Consider the following 24,237-nt stretch of genomic DNA (forward strand, 5'->3'; position numbering starts at 1 on the left):
GAGGATGGTCGCAAGCGTCCGTCCTCGACATGTTTCGATCCGCCCGACGCCCGAATCCCGACCGGGTTGCCCGACCCGGTTCCCGAGCAGACCGATCCGTCCGATCATGGGCTCCGCAGCCCGCGACACGAGGGGAAGAGCCCATGAGCGACGCCGTCCCCCAGTACGGCTTCACCATTGCCCGGCGCGGTTACGCGCCGGAGCAGGTCGACCGAGCCCTGACCGCGCTCACCGCGCAGCGCGACGAGGGGTGGGAACGGCTGAGCGTGCTCGGCGCCGGACTCCGGGAGATGGAGCGCCGGCTGGCCGAGATCAAGCAGGCCGCCGCCGACGCCCCCGAGCCCGACTACCAGGTCCTCAGCGACGAGGCCGCCGGCCTGGCCCGGATGGCCGAGAACGAGGCCCGCGCCGTCCGCGACAAGGCCGAGCGGTTCGCCGAGGACCTCCGCGACGAGGTGTACGAGGCCGGCCAGGCGCTCGACCGCGCCGCCAAGGAGTACGCGGCCACCACCCGCACCGAGGCCGACGCCGCCGCCCGCCGCACCGACGAGCGCACCCGGGCCGAGGCGGAGACCATCCGGGCCGAGACCGACCGCGAGGTCCGCTCCGTCCGGGACTCCGCCACCGCGCACGCCGCCAAGGTGCGGGTCGCGGCCGCCGAGGCCTCCGAGCGGGCCGAGGCCAAGCTGGCCGAGCTGCGCCGCAAGGCCGACGAGATGTTCGCCGAGGCCCAGGCCGAGGCCGACGCCGAGGACTCGGCGGTGTCCGCCACGGCCGAGCGCCGGGTCAAGGAGGCCGAGCAGTTCCGCGAGACGGTGCTCGGCCAGATCAAGCAGAGCGACGCCGAGGCGCAGGCCCGGGCGGACCAGCTGATCGAGCAGGCCCGGCGCGAGGCCGAGCGGATCAACGCGGCGAGCGAGCGCGAGCAGCGCGAGTACGCGACCAAGCTGGAGACGGTGCAGCAGCACCTCGACCACATCAAGGCGACGCTGGCCTCGCTCACGGGCGCGGCGGTCGGCGCGATCGAGCCCGCGGCGCTGGAGGCCGCGGCGCTCGCGTCCGGCCCCGCCCCGGTCGACGCCCCGGTCGACGCCCCTCCGGCGGATGCTCCTCCGGTGGACCGGGCCCCGGCGGTGGACTCGGAGGCGGACACCGGGGAGGTTCCGCTGCCCGTCCTCGCCGACCCGCGGGCCGACCTGCGCAAGGAGCCGGTCCCGGCGCCCGCGAGCGAGCCGGTTCCGGCGCCCGCGAGCGAGGCGGCCACGGCGGTGCTGCGGGTCACCCCGGGTCCGGTCTCCCCGGTCCCGGCCCCGGCCGCGGCGGTCGCCACCGGGCCGGTGCCGCCGAGGCCGGCCGCTCCGCCGGCGGTGGCGGCGGAGGCCGGTGAGGGCGCGCTCGTCCCGGCCGGGCGCCCCGCCGAGGAGGAGACCCGGATCATCCCGAAGATCGTGATCGTCGACGACGGCAGCGACTACGCCACCCCCAACACGGTCGGCTACAACCGCCGTCGCTGAGCCGGCTCCGGTTCCCCGTCGGGGCCTGACGCGTTCCCCGGCGTTCGCCGGGCCGTGGGTGCGGCCCGGCGGACGGGGGTCGGCCCGGCTCACGGGGTCGGCCCGGTGTCGCCCTCGGCGAGCAGCCGGGTCAGCCTGGCGTCCTGGGCCCGCACGGCCTCCCGGTGGGCGTTCAGGGCCTCGGCGTGGTGGTCGATCTGCTGGCGCTGGTAGCCCGCCAGGACGGCGAACCAGATCCCGGCCAGGTTGGTGTCCGCGGTGCAGTCGGCGTCGGCCCGGGCGGCGGCCAGTTCGGCCGGGGTGGGCCGGGCCGTGGCGTGGAAGCGGTCCGGGAGGCTCGCCGGGTCGGCGCCCTGGAAGCCCGCGGTCGCCATGCAGGAGGCCCACCGCGCGGTCGCCGCGGTGACCCGTTCGTCGCGTCCGGTGGCGGCCATGGAGTCCGCGAAGAGCCGCCCGATGAGGTCGGCCCCCGGCCCCGGCGGCGCGCCGATCCGTTCGGCGGCCTGCCGGTCGCAGTCGACCCGGGTGGCGTCGTAGGCCTCGCCGGCCCCGGCCGCCGGTGCGGCCGCGCCGGGTCCGGGCAGGGGGCGCGCGGGAGCGTGGAACCCCTGGACTCCCGCGGCCTCCGCCCCGAGGTACCCCCACGCGCCGGCCGGCAGCGCGGTGGCGTTGTCCGGCGGCCGCGCCTCCTGCAGGCCGTCCCCGGTGAAAGCGGCGTAACCGGCCCGGTGCATGCACGAGACGATCAGCGCATTGCGCACCTGGATCTCCGTCACGGCGGCCCGGTCGTCGGCCTGATAAGCGGAGAGCGGAAGTCCGGTCATTCCGGCCCGGCCGGATTCCGGGGCTTTCGGCGCGTCGATCGCCGGAGGCGTCAGGGCGGATTCCGAAGAACTCCCTCCGGAAGCCCCGGAACAGCCGGCGAAAAAGGCCGATAAAACGACCGCTGTGGCGGTGGCGGTGAATCGTCCGAAATGCGTCGGGCGGGCCAATCGGAAGCTCCGATCCTCAAGGACGGCGGGACTGTTCGGACCCTAGCGCATGCCCGTGCGAGGCGGCCCGCGAGGCGTCGTGGCGGTGCGGCTTGGCCGGAAAAGAACTGTTCGGCCGTGCGGTGCCGTGTCAGCCTCTGGAGTCGCAGTCGCTACCCCTTCGGAGGGTTCACATGATTCGCCGCACATCCCGTTCGGAACGTTCTCCACGGTCCCGTTCCGGAAATGCCCTGAGCCGTCGGACCGGCGCACTCGCGGTGCTCACCGCGGCGGCGGCCGCATTGATTCCGGCGGCGAATGCCGAGGCCATCAACCGGATCGACTGCGGAAACCGCAACGATTTCGCGAAGGTCTACAACTACGGTTACGGCAGCACGCTCTGTTTCGCGAACGACGGCTGGATGGCCGTGCGCATCTACAACGTCGACCGGATCGACGCCGGGAACAACAAGGTCATCACGTACCTCGGCGGCGGCATGGGCTCGTGGACCGTCTTCAACTGGGAGCAGTACGACTTCAACGCCCGCGTGGGCCACGAGGTGACGATGTACGACATCAACCTCTCCCGCTGGTAGACGGTGCGGGACGACCCGCGGTGCCGGGCGGGTGCGGACGCCCGGCACCGTCTCCGACGGGTCAGAGCACCTCGACCGCGGCGCCCCGGGGCAGCCGGCGCCGGCAGTCCAGCACGTACCGGGCGTGCGCGGTGACCGCCTCGTAGTCGAAGTCGTCGTGGTCGGCGAGCAGCACCACCGCGTCCGCCGCCGCCAGCTCCTCCGGGCCGGCCTCCACCCGGCGCACCGCGCCGAACGGGTCCCCGTGCGGGTCGTGCTCGGCGGCCCGCTGGCCGGGGATCACCGGCTCGGGCGCGTGCACCCCGACCACCACGTGCGGGTCGGCGGCCCGGACCTCGGCGCCCATCCGGACCAGCAGCTCGGCGATCCGGGCGGCTGGCGTCTCCCGGGCGTCGCCGGTGTTCTTCTTGTACGCCAGCCCGAGCAGCAGCACCCGCGAGCCCTTGACCGAGCGCTGCCGCTCGTTCAGCGCCTCGGAGAGCCGGCGGACCACGTAGTCGGGCATGTGGCTGTTGACGTCGTTGGCCAGCTCGACGAACCGGAACGACTGGCCGAGCGCCCGCTCGACCCGCCAGGACAGGTAGGACGGGTCGATCGGCAGGCAGTGCCCGCCCACCCCCGGGCCGGGGGTGAACCGCAGGTAGCCGAACGGCTTGGTGGAGGCCGCGTCGATGGCCTCCCAGACGTCGATGCCGAGGTCGTGCGCGAACATCGCCAGTTCGTTGACCAGCGCGATGTTCACGTGCCGGAAGGTGTTCTCCAGCAGCTTGGTCAGTTCGGCCTCCTTGCAGGAGGAGACCGGGACGGTCCGCTCGACCAGCCCGCCGTAGAAGCCCTCGACCGCCGCCAGTGACGCCGGGTCGATCCCGGAGACCACCTTCGGGGTGTTCTCCAGCCGCCAGGCCGGGTTGCCCGGGTCGATCCGCTCGGGGCTGTAGCCGAGGTGGAAGTCCCGCCCGGCGGTCAGCCCGGAGCCCTGCTCCAGCAGCGGCGCCAGCAGTTCCTCGGTGGTGCCGGGGTAGGTGGTCGACTCCAGGACGACGCTCGCCCCGGGCCGCAGGTGCTGGGCGAGCAGGGCGGCCGAGCTCTCGATGAACGACAGGTCGGGCACGCCCTCGCGCAGCGGCGTCGGCACGGTGATCACCGCGACGTCGAAGCCCGCCACGTCGGACGGCTCGGCGGACGGCAGGTAGCTCCCGTTCTCCAGCAGCGGCCGCAGCCGCTCGGCCGGGATGTCCTCGACGTACGACTCGCCGACGGCCAGCCGTTTGATCCGGCGCTCGTCCACGTCGTAGCCGACCACCCGGTGCCCGACCTCGGCCGCGCGGACCGCGAGCGGCAGCCCCACGTAGCCCTGGCCTGCGATGACAACGCGCATGACGAAGAACCCCCTCCATCGCGGACGCCCCCTGGCCCCTCCGGGCGCCCCCACACGGTCTTCACATCAGGGTAGGGAGCGGGGCCTGCCCGCGCGGGTTTTCCCGGGATCGCGCCGGAAGGGGCCGGAAAGGGGAGGGCCGGAAGCGGGGCGCCGGGCCGGGGAACGCGTGAGGCCGAGACCCGTGGCGCCCTCCAGGAAAGGACGCCACGGTTCCCGGCGTGTGGGCGGGCGCCCCCACCCAGGGTCGCCCGGCCTCGCACTCCCGACCCCCATCGGGTGTGCGACCGTGCCCCCGCAGCCATCCCCCACGGTTGGGTGCGGCGGGCACATTCACCATGGTGCGCGATCTCCATGGACGGGCAGTGACAGGAGTATGTCCAGTTCGTGGCAGATCGCGACGGCCGGGAAACGGTCCGGCAAAACGGTCGGAGCGGCAGCGCGCGGCCGGTCGTTCGTCCGCGCCGGATCCGGCCCCGTCCGGCCCCCGCCCGCACGCCGGGTGCGGGTGGGCCGCGCGGCGTAGGCTGGAGACCCCCGGCCGCTCGGCGCGCCGGGCCGTTCGCGTTGCCCGGACGGGCCTCTGGCCGCTTGGGCAGCACCAGCCACGGGACGAAGAAGAGACTCCAGATGAGCCTGACCGGACTGCTCGATGTCGTCGCGCGGGACGCCGCCCTCGCCGAGGCGATCGAGGCCGCGACCTCCCCCGGTGCCGCGGCCGGTGGCCGCCGGCACCTCGACCTGGTCGGCCCGCCCGCCGCCCGGCCGTTCGCGATCGCCGCGCTCGCCCGCGCCCTCGCCGGGCAGGCGGCCGGGGAGCGGGGCCGCCCGGTGCTGGCCGTCACCGCCACCGGCCGGGAGGCCGAGGACCTCGCCGCCTCGCTCCGCTCGCTGCTGCCGCCGGACGCGGTCGCCGAGTTCCCGGCCTGGGAGACGCTGCCGCACGAGCGGCTCTCGCCGCGCTCGGACACGGTCGGCCGCCGGCTCGCCGTGCTGCGCCGGATCGTCCACCCCCGGGCCGACGACCCGGCCGCCGGGCCCGTGCAGGTGATCGTGGCGCCGGTCCGCTCGGTGCTCCAGCCGCAGGTGAAGGGGCTGGCCGAGCTGGAGCCGGTGGCGGTCCAGCGGGGCGAGTCGCACGATCTGGAGGAGATCGCCCGGCGGCTCGCCGCGGCCGCCTACTCCCGGGTCGAACTGGTCGAGAAACGCGGCGAGTTCGCGGTGCGCGGCGGCATCCTGGACGTCTTCCCGCCGACCGAGGAGCACCCGCTGCGGGTGGAGTTCTGGGGCGACGACGTCGAGGAGATCCGGTACTTCAAGGTGGCCGACCAGCGGTCGCTGGAGATCGCCGAGCACGGCCTGTGGGCGCCGCCCTGCCGCGAGCTGCTGCTGACCGGGGAGGTGCGGGCGCGGGCCGCCGAGCTGTCCGCCGAGCACCCGGGGCTGGCCGAGATCCTGGACCGGATCGCCGAGGGCATCGCGGTCGAGGGCATGGAGTCGCTGGCGCCCGTCCTGGTCGACGACATGGAGCTGCTGCTGGACGTGCTGCCGCTCGGCTCGGTCGCGGTGGTCTGCGATCCCGAGCGGGTCCGGACCCGGGCCGCCGACCTGGTGGCGACCAGTCAGGAGTTCCTGCACGCCTCCTGGGTGGCGGCCGCGGCCGGCGGCGACCGGCCGATCGACCTGGAGACCATCGACGTCTCGGCCGCCTCGCTGCGCTCGCTCGCCGAGGTGCGCGAGCACGCCGCCGAGATCGGCCTGCCGTGGTGGTCGGTCAGCCCGTTCGCGACCAGCGACGCCTCGGCGGACGGCGTACCGGCGGTCGGTGCCGCCGACGGGTACGGCGACGCCAACACCCTGACCCTCGGCATGCACGCGGTCGAGGCCTACCGGGGCGACACCGCGCGGGCGATCGCCGACGCCAAGGAGCGGCTGGCCGCCGACTGGCGGGTCGTCATGGTGACCGAGGGGCACGGCCCGGCCTCGCGGCTCGCCGAGGTGCTCGGCAACGAGGGCATCCCGGCCCGGCTGGTCGCCGACCTGTCCGAGGCGCCGACCCGGGACGTCGTGCACGTCTCCTGCGGCTCGATCGAGTACGGCTTCGTCGACGAGGCGCTCAGGCTGACCGTGGTCACCGAGACCGACCTGTCCGGCCAGAAGTCCTCCACCAAGGACATGCGGCGGATGCCGTCCCGGCGCCGCAACGCGATCGACCCGCTGGCCCTGGTGTCCGGCGACTACGTGGTGCACGAGGCGCACGGCGTCGGCCGGTACGTGGAGATGGTGCAGCGCACCGTGCAGGGCGCCACCCGCGAGTACCTGGTGCTGGAGTACGCGCCGGCCAAGCGCGGCCACCCCGGCGACCGGCTGTTCGTGCCGACCGACCAGCTCGACCAGGTCACCAAGTACGTCGGCGGCGAGGCCCCGACGCTGCACCGGCTCGGCGGCGCGGACTGGGCGAAGACCAAGCAGCGGGCCAAGAAGGCGGTCAAGGAGATCGCCGCCGACCTGATCAAGCTGTACTCGGCCCGGATGGCCGCGCCCGGCCACACCTTCGGCCCGGACACCCCGTGGCAGCGGGAGCTGGAGGACGCCTTCCCGTACGCGGAGACGCCGGACCAGCTGACCACCATCGCCGAGGTCAAGTCGGACATGGAGAAGTCCGTCCCGATGGACCGGCTGATCTGCGGCGACGTCGGCTACGGCAAGACCGAGATCGCGGTGCGCGCGGCCTTCAAGGCGGTGCAGGACGGCAAGCAGGTGGCGGTGCTGGTGCCGACCACGCTGCTGGTGCAGCAGCACTTCTCGACCTTCGCCGAGCGGTACGCCAACTTCCCGGTGAACGTGAAGGCGCTGTCCCGCTTCCAGACCGACAGCGAGGCCAAGGCCGTGCTGGAGGGGCTGTTCGAGGGCTCGGTGGACGTCGTCATCGGCACCCACCGGCTGTTCTCCTCGGAGACCCGCTTCAAGGACCTCGGGCTGGTCATCGTCGACGAGGAGCAGCGGTTCGGCGTCGAGCACAAGGAGCAGCTGAAGAAGCTGCGGGCCAACGTGGACGTGCTCACCATGTCCGCGACCCCGATCCCGCGCACCCTGGAGATGGCCGTCACCGGGATCCGCGAGATGTCCACCATCACCACCCCGCCGGAGGAGCGGCACCCGGTGCTGACCTTCGTCGGGCCGTACGACGAGAAGCAGATCTCGGCGGCGATCCGGCGTGAACTCCTGCGCGAGGGACAGGTGTTCTACATCCACAACCGGGTCGAGTCGATCGACAAGGCGGCCGCCCGGCTGAAGGACCTGGTGCCCGAGGCGCGGATCGCCACCGCGCACGGACAGATGGGCGAGACCCAGCTGGAGAAGGTGGTCGTCGACTTCTGGGAGAAGGAGTTCGACGTCCTGGTGTCGACCACGATCGTGGAGTCCGGCATCGACATCTCCAACGCCAACACCCTCATCGTCGAGCGCGGCGACACCTTCGGCCTCTCCCAGCTGCACCAGCTGCGCGGCCGGGTGGGCCGAGGGCGGGAGCGCGGGTACGCCTACATGCTGTACCCGCCGGAGAAGCCGCTGACCGAGACCGCGCACGAGCGGCTGGCCACCATCGCCCAGCACACCGAGATGGGCGCCGGCATGTACGTGGCGATGAAGGACCTGGAGATCCGCGGCGCGGGCAACCTGCTCGGCGGCGAGCAGTCCGGGCACATCGCGGGCGTCGGCTTCGACCTCTACATGCGGATGGTCGGCGAGGCGGTGGCCGAGTTCCGGGAGTCGCTGGCGGGCGGCGGCGAGCCGGAGGAGGAGCCGCTGGAGGTGAAGATCGAGCTGCCGGTCGACGCCCATGTGCCGCACGACTACGCGCCGGGGGAGCGGCTGCGGCTCCAGGCCTACCGCTCGATCGCGGCGGTCAACTCGGAGGAGGACATCACGCAGGTCCGGGACGAGCTGGTCGACCGTTACGGCAAGCTGCCCGAGCCGGTGGAGAACCTGCTGATGGTGGCGGCGCTGCGGCTGTACGCGCGGCGGTGCGGCATCGCGGACATCACCCTGCAGGGCTCCAACGTGCGGTTCGGGCCGGTCGAGCTGCGGGAGTCGCAGCAGCTGCGGCTGAACCGGCTCTACCCGCGCAGCCAGGTGAAGGCGGCGGCCCAGCAGCTGCTGGTGCCGCGTCCGTCCACCGGGCGGATCGGCGGCAAGCCGCTGGTCGGGCGGGAGCTGCTGGCGTGGTGCCGGGAGTTCCTGTCGACGATGTTCGACGACCTGGCGGGGGCCAGGAAGTAACCGGCCCCGCCGGGTGCGGCGGTCTCGGGCGGTGAGCCCGAGGCCGCCGTTGTCGTTCGGGCCGGCGGGCCGGCGGGCCGGCATGCGGGCCGGGGCGTGGCGTGCCCGGGGCTGTGAACAGGGCCGTCAGCCGATCTTCCACTGGCCGACCTGGTCGGCGAAGCCGTTGTCCAGGGAGAACTGGACCTTGTCCAGCTTGGTGCCGTCGGGCACCTCGAAGACCACGAAGCCCTTGCCCGTCTCGCCACTGGCGATGTTGGTCGGGGTCTGGAAGGACGGGCCGGCCTTGGTGTCGGCGAGCGTCGGGCCATAGGCCTGGCCCTGGCCGTCAATCACCTTGGCGCTGCTCCACGGGGCCTCGCTGTACGCCTTGGAGCCGGTCACCTTGATCTGGAACTGCACGGCGACGTAGTGCTTGCCGTCCGCCGCGGTGAGGTACTCGTTGGTGCTCTCCGCCGGGTCGACCACCTTCACGGCGGTGACGTCGGCGGTGTTGCCCTTCTCCAGGGTGCCCTTGAGGGCGATGGTGTCGCCGATCTTGGCCGGGGCCTTGGCCGCCTCGGACGGCTTGCCGTCGGCGGGCTTGCCGTCGGCGGGCTTGGCCGCCGCGCCGCTGTCGCCGGCCGCCGGGGCCGAGGCGGCGGCGGTCTGCTTGGGCTCGGTGGAGACGGACGTGCCCCCGGTGGAGTCGCAGGCCGTCGCGGTGAGGGCGACGAGCGCGGCGCCGACCAGCAGGGCGGCGGTGCGGCGGGTGCGGCGGGTGGTGACGGACATGGCTGTCTCCTCTGTCTCTGCTGTCTCTGCGGGGCTGTCTCTGCGGTTCTCGGTGCCGACCCGGCGTGTTGCTGTGCCGTCGTGCTGTCGACAGGAGAGATCACACCATGAGGTGTGAACGACGTCAACAGGCATTTGTGAAATGTCTCTGTTCACGTGTGAACTCCGCGCCGGACGGTGCTGGCTATGCTGTGTGGTCACATCAGTTCTTCCGCCGCCGCCGATCGCCGCCGAAGGAGCCCCATGCCGGACCGTCCCGAGGTGACCGCCGTCGAGATCGCCCGCCTCGCCGGGGTGGGCCGTGCCGCCGTCAGCAACTGGCGCCGCCGGCACCCCGACTTCCCCCGCCCGGTCGGCGGCACCGACAGCAGCCCGACCTTCGCGCTCACCGAGGTGGAGTCCTGGCTCCGCGCCCAGGGGAAGATCGCCGAACTGCCGCTGCTGGAACGGGTCTGGCGGATCGTCGAGACCCTGCGCGACCCGGCCGGTCACCCGGCCGCCCCGCTGGTCCAGGCCGGCGCCGTCCTGCTGCTGCACCACCGCGCGCCGGAGCACTGGAGCGCGCTCGCCGACCAGCCCGACACCAGGCTCGCCACCGGCCTGCCGCGCGCCCTCGCCGACACCGCCCGCACCGTGCTCGGCCCCGACGGCGCCGCCGGCCTGCGGCAGCCCGGCCTGCTCGGCTCCACCGAACTGGACCTCGCCCGCCTGCTCGCCGAACTCGCCGCCGCGGCCGGTCCGGCCGACGCCTTCGAACAGTTGCTCACCCGCTACGCCGAGGCCAACACCCGCCAGCTCAGCCCCACCCCGCCGGAGGCCGCCGAACTGCTCGCCGCCGTCGCCGGCGTCCCCGCCACCGTGCTCGACCCCGCGACCGGCCTCGGCGCGCTGCTGCTCGCCCTGCCGCCCACCACCGACCGCTACGGCCAGGACGCCGATCCGGTCACCACCGCGCTCGCCCGGCTCCGGCTCGCCCTGCGCGCGCCCGCCGCCGACCCCGCCCCGCTCCCGCTCGACCTGCGCCCCGGCGACGCCCTGCGCGCCGACGCCTACACCGGCCACACCTTCGACGCGGTGCTCTGCCAGCCCCCCTACAACGAGCGCGACTGGGGCCACGACGAGCTGCAGTTCGACCGGCGCTGGCCCGGCGGCCTCGTCCCGCCGCGCGGCGAGTCCGAACTCGCCTGGGTGCTGCACTGCCTCGCCCGCACCCGCCCCGGCGGGCTCGCCGCGCTGCTGCTCCCGCCGACCGTCGCCGCCCGCCGGGCCGGTCGCCGGGTCCGCGCCGAGCTGCTGCGCTCCGGCGCGCTGCGGGCCGTCGTCGCGCTCCCGGCCGGTGCCGCGCCGCCGTACGGGGTGCCGCTCCACCTCTGGGTGCTGCGCGCCCCCCGCCCCGGCGACGACTTCCGCCAGGTCCTGCTGCTGGACGCCGCCTCGGCCTCGCCCACCTCGGGCGAGGTCGCCGAGGGCGGTCGCGACAAGGTCCGCTGGCCCGAGCTGCGCCGCACCGTGCTCGACGCCTGGCGGGCGTTCGACCTCGCCGCCCGCGAGGGCCTGCCGCTGCCCCCGGACCGCCCCGGGCAGCACCGGACGGTGGCGGCCATCGACCTGCTCGACGACGAGACCGACCTCTCGCCCGCCCGCCACGTCCCCCCGGCCGCCCCGCCCGGCGGCGCGGCCGGACTCTCCCACCTCGGCGGCCGGCTGACGGAGCTGCTGGCCGGGCTCGCCGACCCCGGCACGCTGCTGCCCGAGCCGGCCGGCGAGGCGGACGGCGCCGGCGGTGCCGGCGTCGCCGTGGCCACGCTGGGGGAGCTGGTCCGCTCCGGACTGCTGGAGGTGCACTCCTCCGGTGCGGGCGTCCCCTCCCGGCCGGCCGGCGCCGATCCGACCGGCACCCCCGTCCTCACCGACCAGGACCTCATCACCGGCAGCACCCCCGGCGCCGTCCTCGACCGGCACGCCGCCGCACCCGACGCCGCCGGTACCGGGGTGCTGACCCGGCCCGGTGACGTCCTCGTCCCCGCTCTCGGCGGCGCCGCCGCCCGCGTCGTCGGCCCGGACGGCCCGCCCGCCGGCGCCGCGCTCGGCCGCCAGCTCCACCTGCTGCGCCCCGACCCGGCCGCCCTCGACCCGGACTTCCTGGCCGGCCACCTGCGCTCCACGGCCGCCGCCCGCCGGGCCGCCAGCCACGCCTCCACCACCACCCGCCTGGACATCCGCCGGGTCGAACTGCCGCGCCTGCCGATCACCGAGCAGCGCCGGCTCGGCGCGGCCTTCGCCCGGCTCGCCGCCTTCGACGCGACCCTGCAACGCGCCGCCGCCCTCGGCCGCACCCTCACCCAGGCCGCCACCGACGCCCTCGCCGCCGGCGCCGCCGAACCGCCGCGGTCCCCCTGACGCCGCACCGGGCGCGCGGGGCGTGAAGGGCGGGCCCGGGCGCGGGCGGTTCGGGCGCGGTGCGGCTGCGGCAGAAGGACTCCAGCGTGACGGGTGCGAGCGGTACGGTGTGCGGAACCGGTCCCGTGGCCGGGACCGCCGTCGTCCTCACCCGCTCAGGAGCGCGCATGTCAGGGCAGTACCCCGGGCAGTTCGGCCCACCGCCCGGTGGCACGCCGGCCGGCGGCATACCCGGTACCGCGCCGCAGGCCTACGCCCCGACCATGGCCGTTCCGCCACCGGGCCCCGGACGGCAGGCCGGTCCGTACGGCGTGCTCGGCCGGGTCCTGGTGGTCCTCGCGCCGCTGCTCTCCGTCGGCCTGCTCGGCATGGTGCCGTCGCTGCTGCTGGCGCTCCGCCGCCGCCGGGCCTACGACATCCTGGGCGCGGTGGTGTACGCCGGGCTCTTCCTCACCTTCTTCATCTGCATCGGGATCGCCGGCAGCTACCCCAAGGGCGAGGCCCCGCTCGCCGACGGGATCGGCACCACGATGATGGTGCTGATGTGGTTCACCCCGCCGGTGCACTTCCTGCTGATGGACCGCCAGGTGGTCTGGTCGGCGGGCCGGCCCGCGCAGCCGTCCGTTCCGGCCGGCTCGTACCCGCCGCCGGCCGGGTACGGCTACCCGGCGCCCGCCAAGGTGGCCGGGACGTACCCGCAGCCCGTGCAGCCGTACCCGTCCGCCCCGCCGTACGGGACCGCCGCCCCGTACCCGCAGGCCGCCCCGCCGTACCCGGCCGTCGACTCCCACCCGTCGGCGATCTCCCACCCGCCCGTGCGCGCGGCCGGCCCCGGGGCGGGCGGCTCCGCTCCCGCCGGTGCCGGTCCCGCCACCTCCGACGAACTGCGCGAACTCGGCGAACTGCTGCGCCGTCAGGCCCGTGAGGACCGCTCGTGACCGTCGTCCGGACGATCGGCGGCCGCTACCAGCTCACCGAGAAGATCGGCCACGGCGGCATGGGCCAGGTCTGGGCCGGCCGTGACGAACGGCTCGCCCGCCCGGTCGCGGTCAAGCTGCTGCGCACCGACCACCTGCTCGCCGCCACCGGCGCCGCCGACCCCACCACCGCCGGACACCGCCGGCACGGCGACGAGCTGCGCCACCGCTTCCTGCGCGAGTGCCGCACCACCGCAGCCCTCGACCACCCCGGCCTGGTCACCGTCTTCGACGCGGGTGAGGACGGCGGCGAGCTGTACCTCGTCATGCAGCGCGTGTCCGGCGTCAGCCTGGCCGACCTCATCGCCGAGGACGCGCCGTTCCCGGTCGAGCGCGCGGTCTCGGTGGCCGCCCAGCTCTGCGCCGCGCTGGCCGCCGTCCACGCCGTGCCCGTCGTCCACCGGGACCTCAAGCCCAGCAACGTGATGGTCCGGGAGGACGGCCGGACCGTCCTGCTGGACCTCGGCATCGCCACCGCGATCGACCCCACGGCCACCCGCCTCACGCTCACCGGCGTCCCGATCGGCAGCCCCTCCTACATGGCGCCGGAACAGGCGCTGTCCGCCACCGTCGACCCGCGCAGCGACCTGTACGCGCTCGGCTGCCTGCTGCACGAGATGCTGACCGGCGAGGGGCCGTTCCGCGCGCCCACCGCCCTCGGGCTGCTGCGCCGGCACGTCGACGATCCGCCGGTGCCGCTGCGCGACCTGCGCCCGGAGGTGCCGGCGCCGCTGGAGCGGCTGGTCCTCGACCTGCTCGCCAAGCGGCCCGGGGACCGTCCGGCCGACGCGCAGGAGGTCTTCGCGCTGCTGCTGCCGCTGCTGCCCGCCGCCGTTCCCGTGCCGCAGCCCCGGTACGGGGCGCTGCCCGACCCGGCCCGGCCGTACCGGCACCCGCTCCAGCCGCAGCCCCGGCCCTCGGGCCCCGCGCCGGTGGCGCCGCAGCCGTTCCTGATGGCCGCCGTGCCGCCCGTCGCAGTGCCCGTCGCGGCGGGGGAGGACTTCGCGGCGGCCTGCGCCCGGCTCTCCGACCTGGTCGACGCGGGCCGGCGCGCCGAGGTGCTCGACCTCGCCGCCCGGCTGCTGGCACGCGGTCGCTCCGAACTAGGCGACGGCGCGGCGATGGTCCGCACCGTCCGCACCATCTACGCGCGCACCCTGCTCCAGGAGCGGCGCCACCAGGAGGCTCTCCCGGAGTACCGGCGGCTCGTGGCCACCGTCGAGGGCGGCCCGCACGGCCGCCGCGCCCTGGAACCCCGCTACCGCGTCGCCGAGTGCCTCGAACAGCTCGGCCGCGGCGCGGAGGCGCTCGCCGAGTACCAGGCCCTGCTCGCGGTCTGGCCGGAGACCGAACCGGAGCGGCTGCTGGACCTCCGGGAGCGGATCGGCGTCCTGCTGGCCTCGCTCGGCGAGACGGAAGCGGCGTGGTCCTGGCTGCTCCAACTCCTCTTCGACCGCGAACGCCGCGAGGGCCCCCACCACCCGACAGTCCGCCGCCTGCGCCAAACCCTCGACACCCTCCAACCCCACCGCACCACCGCCACCCCCTGGCCCCCACCCCCCTGACACCCGGGCCTGGCGCAGGAAGTCGGCCGGTCCGACTTCCCACTCCGGCGAGGGCCGGCATTGCCACGCTGGCCTCGCAATTCTTGATGGAGGCGGACTTGGGGTCGCCCATTCGGTACACCAGCGCGGGGCTGGGGCAGCAAGGGGCGTCCGTTGATGTCGGCTTGCTCGACTTCGTGCGCTGACTGGCGTTACTCGCCTTCCTGCTCTGCCGGGGTCCGGCCCTCGGTTTCTGGTGGCGGTGGGCTCGGGGCCGCTCTATCGGGGCACCGGCGTGCTGGCTGCCATGGGGGGTTCTCGGAGTTGGCGCGGGAGGTCGGCCAGCTCGGCTTCCCGCACTGACTGGTGTGCGCTCGTTTCCCGGGTCGGGACGGGGGAGCGGGAGGTCGGCGGGGCTGGCACTGCCGCTGTTCGGTCCTCGCGTTTCCGGTGGTGGCGGGTCAGGGGTCGTCCGACGGGGATACCGGGATGGGAAGTCGGTGGAGCTGTCTTTCCGCTCCGGTGGGCTCGGGTCCGGTGTGCCGGCTGCGTGTGGCCGGGGGCATGACTTTCGGCAGATACGTGGTGGGGCCGGGGTCCGTAGGGTCGGGTGGGTGTGGAGAGAGCGGTGGGTGGAGCGGGCGCTGTTGGTGGTGGCGGCCGGAGGGCTGGGGTTGAGCCAGGTGTCCCTCTGGTGGATGCTGCCGGGGATCGCGGCGGCGTTCGCGGCCGGAGTGCGGATGGAGCGGGTGCGGTCGGCGGCCGTGCTGCTGGTGGTCCTGGTGACGGCCGGGACGGTGGCGGCCATCGTCGTGCCGGCCTGGTCGGTGCGGGCGACGTCCGCGGTCTCGGTCCTGGTCTGCGCCGGGATGGGGCCGTGGATGGTGGGCCGGTTCTGGCGGCAGTCGCAGGAGCTGGTGCGGGCCGGCTGGGAACGTGCGGAGCGGGCCGAGCGGGAGCAGCGGCTGGTGGCCGAGCAGGCGCGGCTGCGCGAGCGGGCCCGGATCGCCCAGGACATGCACGACGCCCTCGGGCACGACCTCAGCCTGATCGCCCTGCGCGCCGGCGCGCTGAAGCTGGCGCCCGACCTGGCCCCGCCGCACCGGGAGGCGGCCCAGGAGATCCGGGCGGGTGCCGCGGCCGCCGTCGAGCGGCTCGGCGAGGTGATCGGCGTCCTGCGGGACGAGACGGACGCGCACGCCGCCCGGGGCCCGGCCGACGCGGGTGTCCCGCAGCTGGTGGCGGAGGCGGCCGCGGCGGGCCTGGACGTCCGGCTGACCGTCACCGGTGAGCCGGAGGGAATGCCGCGGGCGGCCGAGCACGCCGCGTACCGGGTGGTCCAGGAGGCGCTGACCAATGCCGCCAAGCACGCCCCGGCGGCGTCGGTCGAGGTGCGGGTGGCGTACTCCCCGGACGGCGCCATGGTCCAGGTGGTCAACGGTCCGTCCCCGACGGCGCCGGCGGACCGGGCCGCGGCGGCCGGCGGCCGCGGCCTGATCGGCCTGGCCGAGCGGGTCCGGCTGGCCGGCGGCACCTTCCGGCACGGGCCCCGCGCCGACGGCGGGGGATTCGAGGTCCGTGCCGACCTGCCCCGCGCCGGTGCCCCGGTGGGCGGCCCGGTGCCGCGGCCGGCCGTGGTCTCGCCCGCCCGGGAACTGCGCCGCGCCCGGCGCCGGGTGGGCCGGATGATGGCGGCCGTGGTGCTGGTGCCGCTGTCCGTCGCCCTGGCCCTGACCGCCGTGCTGCGGAGCTGGACGATCCACGCGGCCGACCGGTCCCGCCTCGACCCCGCCGACTACGCGGCGCTGCGCGTCGGCCAGGACCGCGCCACCGTCCAGCGATTTCTGCCGGAACGTCAGTTTCCGTACCATCCGTCCGTGGGCAGCCCGCCACCGAGCGGAGAGGGAGTGACGTGCGAGTACTACGCGATGACGGCCGAGGCGTTCAACGACGACCGTTCCGGGGACGCGTACCGGCTCTGCTTCCGGAACGACGTGCTGATCTCCCTGGACGCCCTGATCCAGTGAGCGCCCGGTGAGCGGCGTGGAAGGGGAGGACGGGGCCCGTACCCCGATCCGGGTGGTCATCGCGGACGACGAGCCGATGGTGCGGGCCGGGGTGCGCGCCGTGCTCGCCACCGACCCGGGGATCGAGATCGTCGCCGAGACCGGCGATGGCCGGGAGGCGGTCGAACTGGTCCGGCGCCACCGCCCGGACGTCGCCGTGCTGGACATCCGGATGCCCGGGACGGACGGCATCGCCGCCGCCGCGGAGATCCGGCGGAGCGCCGTCACCACCCGCACCGGGGCGGCGACCGGGATCGTCATGCTGACCACCTTCGGTGAGGACGACTACATCCTGCGGGCCCTCGGCGGGGGCGCCAACGGGTTCCTGATCAAGTCCGGCGAGCCGGAGGAGCTGATCGCCGGCGTCCGGTCGGTGGCGGGCGGCGCGGCCTACCTCTCACCCCGGGTGGCCGCCCGGGTGGTGGCTCACCTCGCCGCCACCGGGGCCGGCGGGCCGGCCGACCGCCGGGCCGCCGCGCAGCACCGGGTGGCCGGGCTGACCGCCCGCGAACGGGACGTGCTGGCGCTGGTCGCCGCCGGGCTGTCCAACGGCCAGATCGCCCGCCGGATCGGGGTGGTGGAAGGCACGGTGAAGGCCCACGTCAGCAATGTCCTGGCGCGGCTGGGGGTGGCCAACCGGGCGGCCGCCGCCGTCCTCGCCCACGAGGCCGGCCTGGCCGCCGGCCCGCCGGCCTGACGCGGGGGCGGACCTCGGAGCGGACGCCGGGGCGGACGTCGGCCGCTGCGGACGGAGCAGCAGCGGCCCGAGCAGCCGCACCCCGCCCAGCGCGCCGACCGCCGCCGTCGCCGACGGCAGCAGCGCGACCAGCACCGCCGCCGTGACCGTCCCGCCCAGGGCCGCCCCGGCGAGCACGTCGTGCGGGTAGTGCACCCCGGCGGCGACCCGCAGGGCGGCCGTGCCGAGGCCGACCGGTATGACCAGCCACGCCCAGCGCGGCCGCAGCAGCACCAGCCCGGTGGCCAGCGCGACGGCCAGGGTCGCGTGGTTGCTGGGGAACGACCAGTCGCCCGCCGGAGGGCAGTCGGCGAGCGCGGTGGACGGCAGGGCGGCCAGCGCCCGGCAGGGCCGCTCCTCGTCGACCACGAGCTTCAGCAGCTCGCTCGCCCCGTACGCGAGCACGGTGCCGAGGCCGGTGAGCGCGACGCCCGCGACCGCGTCGGCGGCCCGCCGCCCGCGCGCCGTCCACCAGCGGAGCACCAGCAGCAGGCCCAGCACCAGCAGCCCGGCCTCGGTGGCGGGCTCCAGCAGGTCGGCGAGCCCGGGCGGTGCGTCGGCGACGGTGTCGGCCACCCGGCGGTAGCCGGCGGCGGACCAGCCGGTGACCACCTCGACCGGTCCGTCCCCGTCCGCGCGCCCCGGCGCCAGCCACCCGACCGCACCGGTTCCCGCACCGAGCAGGACCACCGCGAAGGCCGTTCTGTTCCTGAGCGTGTTCGTCATGCCACGCACGGTAGGAGTGCGGACCGGGGCCGGACCCGACCCGAAAGACAGGGGCGGACCATGACGATCGTCAGGGTTGACGCCCACGCCAAGCCATGCGGACTCCTCCGCCCGGCCCCCGTCCGCACCCCCGCGCCCACCCGGGCCCGCGGCTGGTGCGAGCCGGACGACCCGGGGGCGGGGGTGCGGGCCGGACGGGTAGGTTCGGGGTGTGACGACGAATCCTCCGGGCGCGAAGCTGATCCTGCTCATCACCACCCACCGGGTGGCCCCCGGCCTGCTGTCGTGGCCCGCCTGGGAGGCGCTGCGGTCCGCCGGACGGGTGCTCGCCGCCGACCCGGCGCACCCGCAGCTGCCCGCCCTGACGCAGGCCGGCGTCGACGTCCGGATCGTGGCCCCCGGCTCCGCCCCCGCGCTGGCCCGGCTGCTCACCGAGGCCCCGGCCGACCGCCCGGCCGACCTCCCGGCCGCCCGGCCCGCCGAGGCCGACCGCCCCGCCGCCACCACCCGACCCGCCACCACCCGACCCGCCACCGCCCACCCGGCCGCCGGTCCGACCGTCTGGCTGGGCAGCCCGGACGGCGACCCCGGGCTGACCGACGCGCTGGCCCGCCTCGCCGTCGAGCACGCCGGCGAGGTGCCGGAGATCGAGGTGCTGCCCGGCTCCTACGACCTGCCGGGCGCGCGGCTGCTGGACCTGGTCTCCGTGATGGACCGGCTCCGCTCGCCGGGCGGCTGCCCCTGGGACGCCGAGCAGACCCACGCCAGCCTGGTGAAGTACCTGGTCGAGGAGGCCTACGAGCTGGTCGAGGCGATCGAGGAGGGGGACCGCGACATGCTCCGCGAGGAGCTGGGCGACGTCCTGCTGCAGGTCTTCTTCCACTCCCGGATCGCCGAGGAGCACCCCACCGGCGCCTTCTCGATCGACGATGTGGCGGGCGACATCGTCGACAAGCTGATGTACCGCCACCCGCACGTGTTCGGCGACGCCGAGGCGGGCGGCGCCGACGAGGTGGAGGCCAGCTGGGAGGCGCTCAAGGCCGCCGAGAAGTCGGAGCGCGAGTCGGTGCTGGACGGCGTGCCGGCCGGGCTGCCCTCGCTCGCGTACGCGGCGAAGCTGGTGTCGCGGGTGCGCCGGGCCGGCTTCACGGGCGTGCCGGACGCGCCGTACGAGCTGCCCGGAGAGCTCACGGCCGAGTCGGCGGGCCGGCTGCTGCTCGCGGTGGCGCAGCGCGCGCACGACGCCGGGGTGGACGTGGACGCCGCGCTGCGGGCCGCGGCGCGCGGCTACCGGGACGAGGTGCGCGCCGCCGAGGGCCTGGAGCCCGCGCCGTAGCGGGCCGGCCGGGGCCTCAGGCGGCGGCGTCCTCCAGCGGACGGCGCCGCGCCGGGACGACGACCTCGCCGATCGCCTCGCCGACCAGGGCGACGAGCTCGGCGAGCCGTTCCAGGTCGAGGTGGTCGGGCAGGTCGGAGAGCGAGACGATCCGCTCGCCGCCCGGCCCGGCCACGCAGAACAGGTCGATCGGGCCGAGGTGCTTCTCGGTGGTGTCGACCAGCGCGGCGACGTCGCTGGGGCGGCGGACGTCCCCGCAGACGCCGACGACCGGGCAGCCCGGTCGGTCGAGCTCGGTGGCGAGGTCCTCGGCGATCCCGACCCGCTGGTCGGCGATCAGCACGCCGGCGGCCCCCGCGGCGGTGAGCCGGCGGGCGAGGTCAGCCCCCGACCCGCCGTCGAGTACGGCGATCACGACGACCGAACCGGTGTCCCGCATGGCCCTGCTCCTCCCTGTGGGCGGCTCCGCACCGGCGCCCACGGACATCTTGCGGAGGATCGTAGGCACGTCCTGACCCTCCGCAACAGGAATTACCCCTCAGGTGACCAGGCTCACGCCTGCCGTGCACGACGGGCTTCGGACGCGGCCCCGACGGCCGCCCCGACGGCCGCGCGCACGCCGTGCGGTGGCCCGGACACGCCCGGGATACCGTCGACCCATGCCAGCTCAGCCCGACCCCGCCCGCCCGCCCCTGTTCACCTGGGAGTTCGCCGCCGATCCGTACCCCGCGTACGCGTGGCTGCGCGAGCACGAGCCGGTGCACCGGACCACCCTGCCGAGCGGGGTGGAGGCGTGGCTGGTCACCCGGTACGCGGACGCCCGGCAGGCGCTCGCGGACAGCCGGCTCTCCAAGAACCCGGTGCACCACAGCGAGCAGGCCCACCGCACCGGCCGGGTCGGCATCCCGGGCGAGCGCCAGGCCGACCTCATGACGCACCTGCTGAACATCGACCCGCCGGACCACACCCGGCTGCGCCGGCTGGTGTCCAAGGCGTTCACGCCGCGCCGGGTGGCGGCGTTCGAGCCGCGGGTGCAGCAGCTGACCGACCGGCTGATCGACGGCTTCGCGGCCCGCGGGTCCGCCGACCTCATCCACGAGTTCGCGTTCCCGCTCCCCATCTACGCGATCTGCGACCTGCTCGGGGTGCCCGCCGAGGACCAGGACGACTTCCGGGACTGGGCCGGGATGATGCTGCGACACACCAAACCGGGCCACGGCAGCGGTCAGCGCGGCGGCGTGGGGCGCGCGGTGAAGCGGATGCGGGCCTACCTGGCGGAGCTGATCCACCGCAAGCGGGCGGACCTCGGCGACGACCTGATCTCGGGGCTGATCCGGGCCAGCGACCACGGCGAGCACCTGACCGAGAACGAGGCCGCGGCGATGGCCTTCATCCTGCTGTTCGCCGGCTTCGAGACGACGGTCAACCTGATCGGCAACGGCGTGTACGCGCTGCTGCGCAACCCGGGGCAGCGCGCCCTGCTCCAGGAGTCGGTCGGCCGCGGCGAGAGCGCGCTGCTGGAGACCGGGATCGAGGAACTGCTGCGCTACGACGGGCCGGTGGAGCTGGCCACCTGGCGGTTCGCGGCCAGTCCGCTGACCATCGGCGGGGTGGAGATCCCGGTCGGCGACCCGGTGCTGGTGGTGCTCGCGGCGGCGGACCGGGACCCGGCGCGGTTCGCCGACGAGAACACCCTGGACCTGGCCCGGACGGACAACCCGCACCTGGGGTTCGGGCACGGCATCCACTACTGCATCGGCGCGCCGCTGGCGCGGCTGGAGGGGCGGGCCGCGCTGGCCACCCTGCTGACCCGGCTGCCGGACCTTCGGCTCGCCGCCGACCCCGGGGACCTGCGCTGGCGCGGTGGTCTGATCATGCGTGGACTTCGTGAACTTCCGGTGGAATTCACGCCGGAGAAAAGGCCTGACCTGGCCGTTCCCGGCGGCGCCTGCGAGGCCTGACGGACACCCACGACACGCTGACGGATGCTCTCCGAACCGTGTTTCACAGGGGTCTGAACCCGCATCAATCCGGACATACCGCTTCGGTTGGTAGGCAATCCATCACGTGACGTGATGTTCGTGTGATATCGACGATATGAGCTTGTGATTGCTCTGAAGATCTGTCTACTCTCCGTGGAGCCCGCCGCTGCGGGCCCCGTCCGCGGAACGCCGAGTCCTGCCCGCCGCGTCACGGGAAACCGACCAGAACCCTGGGCAGGGGCGGGGGAACCAGGTTTCGTGCCGTCTCCCACGGCTAGGGGTGAAGCCGCCTCCGCGCGGCCGGGCCACCTCCCGGTCCGAACCCGACAGCTCACCTCGCAGGCGTGCGGAGAGGGACCTCGTCATGCTGTTCGTTGGAACCGGTCGTCACCGTCGCCGTACCCAGGCCGAGAAGGCCATCGCCGTCGCCGGTGTCGCCGGCGTCGGGCTGGCCATGCCCATCCTGAGCGCCACCGGCGCCTCCGCCGCCCCGGTCTCCACCTGGGACGCGGTCGCCCAGTGCGAGAGCGGCGGCAACTGGAGCATCAACACCGGCAACGGCTTCTACGGCGGCCTCCAGTTCACCCCCAGCACCTGGAAGGCGTACGGCGGCGCCGCCTACGCGCCGCAGGCCAACCAGGCCTCGAAGGCGCAGCAGATAGCGGTCGCCGAGAAGGTCCTCGCCTCGCAGGGCCCGGGCGCCTGGCCGGTCTGCTCCAAGAAGGCCGGCCTGAGCAAGGGCGGCGCCCCGGCGGCGGTCGACACCTCGACGGACGCCAAGCCGGCCGCCCCGAAGCCGCAGGCCCAGCCGCAGCAGCAGACCCCGAAGGCCGCCGCCCCGAAGCCGGCCGCCGCTCCGCAGGCCCAGCCGCAGCAGCAGGCCGCCAAGCCGCAGGCCCGGCAGTACGCGCCGCAGAGCGCCCAGCAGCAGCCCAAGCAGCAGACGCCGCAGCCCAAGCAGCAGGCCCCGCAGGTCCAGCAGCAGGCTCCGCAGTCCCCGGCCTTCTCCGGCAAGGCCGGCTGGGACGCCGACGCCAAGGTGTACTGGTACCAGAGCAACGGCGCCTGGTACTGGACCAGCCACCAGAGCGTCTACCAGCAGTACGCCGGCCAGGCCGCCCAGAGCGCCCCCGCCGCCCCGCAGCAGTCGGCCGGCCAGGGCTACACCGTCCGCTCCGGCGACACCCTCGCCGGGATCGCCGCCGGCCAGGGCGTCTCCGGCGGCTGGCACGCCCTGTACGACGGCAACCGCGGCACCATCGGCGCCGACCCGAACCTGATCGTCCCCGGCCAGGTCCTGACCCTCGGCTGACACCCGTTCGACCGGCGAGGTCCGGCCGAGCGGACGGAGGGGGCCGATTGGGCCCCCTTCGTCCGCATCCGGACCTCTCCGGCCGGGCAACCAGGTGAACTACCGGTGGGTAGCCGGGCCACACGCTGAGACGGAGCCGAGGTCGACGTGGCCCGGACAGCCCGTGCGGTTAGGCTCTGGTCGTAACGACTCCGCAATCGTCCGGCCGACTGCACCCACCGTCAGCCGAACCTGCTTCCGCTAGGAGATGCCTCGTGCCGTCCATCGATGTCGTCGTAGCCCGTGAGATTCTCGACTCGCGCGGCAACCCCACGGTCGAGGTCGAGGTCGGCCTCGACGACGGCAGCACCGGCCGTGCCGCCGTCCCGTCGGGTGCCTCCACCGGTGCCTTCGAGGCGCTGGAGCTCCGCGACGGCGACAAGAACCGCTACTTCGGCAAGGGCGTGGAGAAGGCCGTCCTGGCCGTCATCGAGCAGATCGGCCCGGAGCTGGTCGGCTACGACGCCACCGAGCAGCGCCTGATCGACCAGGCCATGCTCGACCTGGACGCCACCCCGGACAAGTCCTCGCTCGGCGCCAACGCCATCCTGGGCGTCTCGCTGGCCGTCGCGCACGCCGCCTCCGAGGCCAGCGACCTGCCGCTGTTCCGCTACCTGGGCGGCCCGAACGCGCACGTCCTGCCGGTCCCGATGATGAACATCCTCAACGGCGGCTCGCACGCGGACTCCAACGTCGACATCCAGGAGTTCATGATCGCCCCGATCGGCGCGGAGTCCTTCTCCGAGGCCGTCCGCTGGGGCGTCGAGGTCTACCACACCCTCAAGGGCGTGCTGAAGGAGCGCGGTCTGTCGACCGGCCTGGGCGACGAGGGCGGCTTCGCCCCGAACCTGGACTCCAACCGCGAGGCCCTGGACCTCATCGTCGAGGCCATCCAGAAGGCCGGCTACGTGCCGGGCAAGGACGTCGCGCTCGCCCTGGACGTCGCCTCCTCCGAGTTCTACGAGGACGGCGCCTACCAGTTCGAGGGCAAGGCGCTCACCTCCGCCGAGCTCATCGAGTACTACGCCGGCCTGGTCGCCGCCTACCCGCTGGTCTCCATCGAGGACCCGCTGGACGAGTCGGACTGGGACGGCTGGAAGGCCATGACCGAGAAGCTGGGCGACAAGGTCCAGCTGGTCGGCGACGACCTGTTCGTCACCAACCCGGCCCGCCTGGCCCGCGGCATCGAGACCGGCACCGCCAACGCGCTGCTGGTGAAGGTCAACCAGATCGGCTCGCTGACCGAGACCCTGGACGCCGTCGAGCTGGCCCAGCGCAACGGCTACCGCTGCATGATGTCGCACCGCTCCGGCGAGACCGAGGACGTCACCATCGCCGACCTGGCCGTCGCCACCAACTGCGGCCAGATCAAGACCGGCGCCCCGGCCCGCTCCGAGCGGGTCGCCAAGTACAACCAGCTGCTGCGCATCGAGGAGATCCTCGACGACGCCGCCGAGTACGCCGGCCGCGGCGCCTTCCCGCGGTTCAAGCACGAGGGCTGAGCCCGCCCGGCGGCGCCCGGCCGGTATCGCCGGACGCCCGGTAGCGCACGCCTGACCGGTGCCCCGCCGTTCACCCCGTAGGGTGGACGGCGGGGCACCGTCG

At 74.8% G+C, this 24,237-nt stretch carries 16 protein-coding genes, 1 pseudogene and 1 riboswitch; of the genes and pseudogenes, 12 read left to right on the forward strand and 5 right to left on the reverse strand.

Annotation, left to right across the window (positions count from 1 at the left end):
- The first annotated feature begins 143 nt into the window (after window positions 1-143).
- On the forward strand, window positions 144-1,514 hold the full coding sequence (locus tag ABT238_RS21465) for a hypothetical protein (RefSeq protein WP_350775295.1): 1,371 nt from the start codon (window positions 144-146) through the stop codon (window positions 1,512-1,514).
- 89 nt (window positions 1,515-1,603) lie between these two features.
- Here the strand turns inward: ABT238_RS21465 and ABT238_RS21470 are convergent, their stop codons facing one another.
- Window positions 1,604-2,338, reverse strand: a complete 735-nt coding sequence (locus ABT238_RS21470; RefSeq protein WP_350775307.1) for a hypothetical protein — start codon at window positions 2,336-2,338, stop codon at window positions 1,604-1,606.
- A gap of 341 nt (window positions 2,339-2,679) precedes the next feature.
- Here ABT238_RS21470 and ABT238_RS21475 point away from each other — a divergent pair, with 341 nt between their 5' ends.
- On the forward strand, window positions 2,680-3,081 hold the full coding sequence (locus ABT238_RS21475) for a beta/gamma crystallin domain-containing protein (RefSeq protein WP_350571846.1): 402 nt from the start codon (window positions 2,680-2,682) through the stop codon (window positions 3,079-3,081).
- Window positions 3,082-3,142: 61 nt separating this feature from the next.
- Here the strand turns inward: ABT238_RS21475 and ABT238_RS21480 are convergent, their stop codons facing one another.
- Window positions 3,143-4,459 carry a nucleotide sugar dehydrogenase gene (locus ABT238_RS21480; RefSeq protein WP_350571848.1) on the reverse strand — a complete coding sequence of 439 codons (1,317 nt, stop codon included), beginning with the start codon at window positions 4,457-4,459 and terminating at the stop codon, window positions 3,143-3,145.
- A gap of 630 nt (window positions 4,460-5,089) precedes the next feature.
- Between ABT238_RS21480 and mfd the strand changes: the two genes are divergently transcribed.
- Complete coding sequence (gene mfd / locus ABT238_RS21485; RefSeq protein WP_350571850.1) at window positions 5,090-8,740, forward strand: transcription-repair coupling factor; 3,651 nt, start codon at window positions 5,090-5,092, stop codon at window positions 8,738-8,740.
- Between the two features lie 126 nt (window positions 8,741-8,866).
- On the opposite strand, the gene ABT238_RS21490 is transcribed toward mfd, so the two are convergent.
- On the reverse strand, window positions 8,867-9,514 hold the full coding sequence (locus ABT238_RS21490; RefSeq protein WP_350571852.1) for a DUF4352 domain-containing protein: 648 nt from the start codon (window positions 9,512-9,514) through the stop codon (window positions 8,867-8,869).
- A gap of 243 nt (window positions 9,515-9,757) precedes the next feature.
- On the opposite strand from ABT238_RS21490, the gene ABT238_RS21495 reads away from it, so the two are divergent.
- The 5 genes from ABT238_RS21495 (at window position 9,758) to ABT238_RS21515 (ending at window position 17,198) form a co-directional block, all read left to right on the forward strand.
- Window positions 9,758-11,914, forward strand: a complete 2,157-nt coding sequence (locus ABT238_RS21495; protein WP_350571854.1) for an N-6 DNA methylase — start codon at window positions 9,758-9,760, stop codon at window positions 11,912-11,914.
- 167 nt (window positions 11,915-12,081) lie between these two features.
- On the forward strand, window positions 12,082-12,852 hold the full coding sequence (locus ABT238_RS21500; protein ID WP_350775364.1) for a hypothetical protein: 771 nt from the start codon (window positions 12,082-12,084) through the stop codon (window positions 12,850-12,852).
- Complete coding sequence (locus tag ABT238_RS21505; protein WP_350775381.1) at window positions 12,849-14,456, forward strand: protein kinase domain-containing protein; 1,608 nt, start codon at window positions 12,849-12,851, stop codon at window positions 14,454-14,456. The genes ABT238_RS21500 and ABT238_RS21505 overlap by 4 nt, the downstream gene beginning before the upstream one ends.
- 593 nt (window positions 14,457-15,049) lie before the next feature.
- Entirely contained in the window at window positions 15,050-16,462 is a 1,413-nt protein-coding gene (locus ABT238_RS21510; protein ID WP_350571860.1) for a sensor histidine kinase, read from the forward strand.
- Window positions 16,463-16,538: 76 nt separating this feature from the next.
- Window positions 16,539-17,198 carry a response regulator gene (locus ABT238_RS21515; RefSeq protein ID WP_502884400.1) on the forward strand — a complete coding sequence of 220 codons (660 nt, stop codon included), beginning with the start codon at window positions 16,539-16,541 and terminating at the stop codon, window positions 17,196-17,198.
- Window positions 17,199-17,384: 186 nt separating this feature from the next.
- Here the strand turns inward: ABT238_RS21515 and ABT238_RS21520 are convergent.
- A pseudogene (locus tag ABT238_RS21520) lies at window positions 17,385-18,215 on the reverse strand (phosphatase PAP2 family protein); the annotation flags it as partial.
- Between ABT238_RS21520 and ABT238_RS21525 the strand changes: the two are divergent.
- A complete protein-coding gene (locus ABT238_RS21525; protein WP_350571864.1) occupies window positions 18,175-19,299 on the forward strand; it encodes a nucleoside triphosphate pyrophosphohydrolase in 1,125 nt (374 codons plus the stop codon). The pseudogene ABT238_RS21520 and the gene ABT238_RS21525 overlap by 41 nt on opposite strands.
- Window positions 19,300-19,315: 16 nt before the next feature.
- On the opposite strand, the gene ABT238_RS21530 is transcribed toward ABT238_RS21525, so the two are convergent.
- Window positions 19,316-19,738 carry an SDR family NAD(P)-dependent oxidoreductase gene (locus ABT238_RS21530; protein ID WP_350571866.1) on the reverse strand — a complete coding sequence of 141 codons (423 nt, stop codon included), beginning with the start codon at window positions 19,736-19,738 and terminating at the stop codon, window positions 19,316-19,318.
- Between the two features lie 220 nt (window positions 19,739-19,958).
- On the opposite strand from ABT238_RS21530, the gene ABT238_RS21535 reads away from it, so the two are divergent.
- From ABT238_RS21535 to eno, 3 genes are all read left to right on the forward strand, one after another.
- Entirely contained in the window at window positions 19,959-21,260 is a 1,302-nt protein-coding gene (locus ABT238_RS21535) for a cytochrome P450 family protein (protein ID WP_350571868.1), read from the forward strand.
- 231 nt (window positions 21,261-21,491) lie between these two features.
- Window positions 21,492-21,640, forward strand: a riboswitch (cyclic di-AMP (ydaO/yuaA leader).
- Window positions 21,641-21,645: 5 nt separating this feature from the next.
- Window positions 21,646-22,593: a transglycosylase family protein gene (locus ABT238_RS21540; RefSeq protein WP_350571870.1), complete on the forward strand. Its 948-nt coding sequence runs from the start codon at window positions 21,646-21,648 to the stop codon at window positions 22,591-22,593.
- 254 nt (window positions 22,594-22,847) lie between these two features.
- Window positions 22,848-24,134, forward strand: coding sequence for a phosphopyruvate hydratase (gene eno / locus ABT238_RS21545; protein WP_350551731.1), 1,287 nt, complete (start codon window positions 22,848-22,850; stop codon window positions 24,132-24,134).
- Window positions 24,135-24,237 lie beyond the last annotated feature (103 nt).

This window comes from Kitasatospora sp. NPDC001527 (assembly GCF_040298605.1).
GTDB lineage: Bacteria > Actinomycetota > Actinomycetes > Streptomycetales > Streptomycetaceae > Kitasatospora.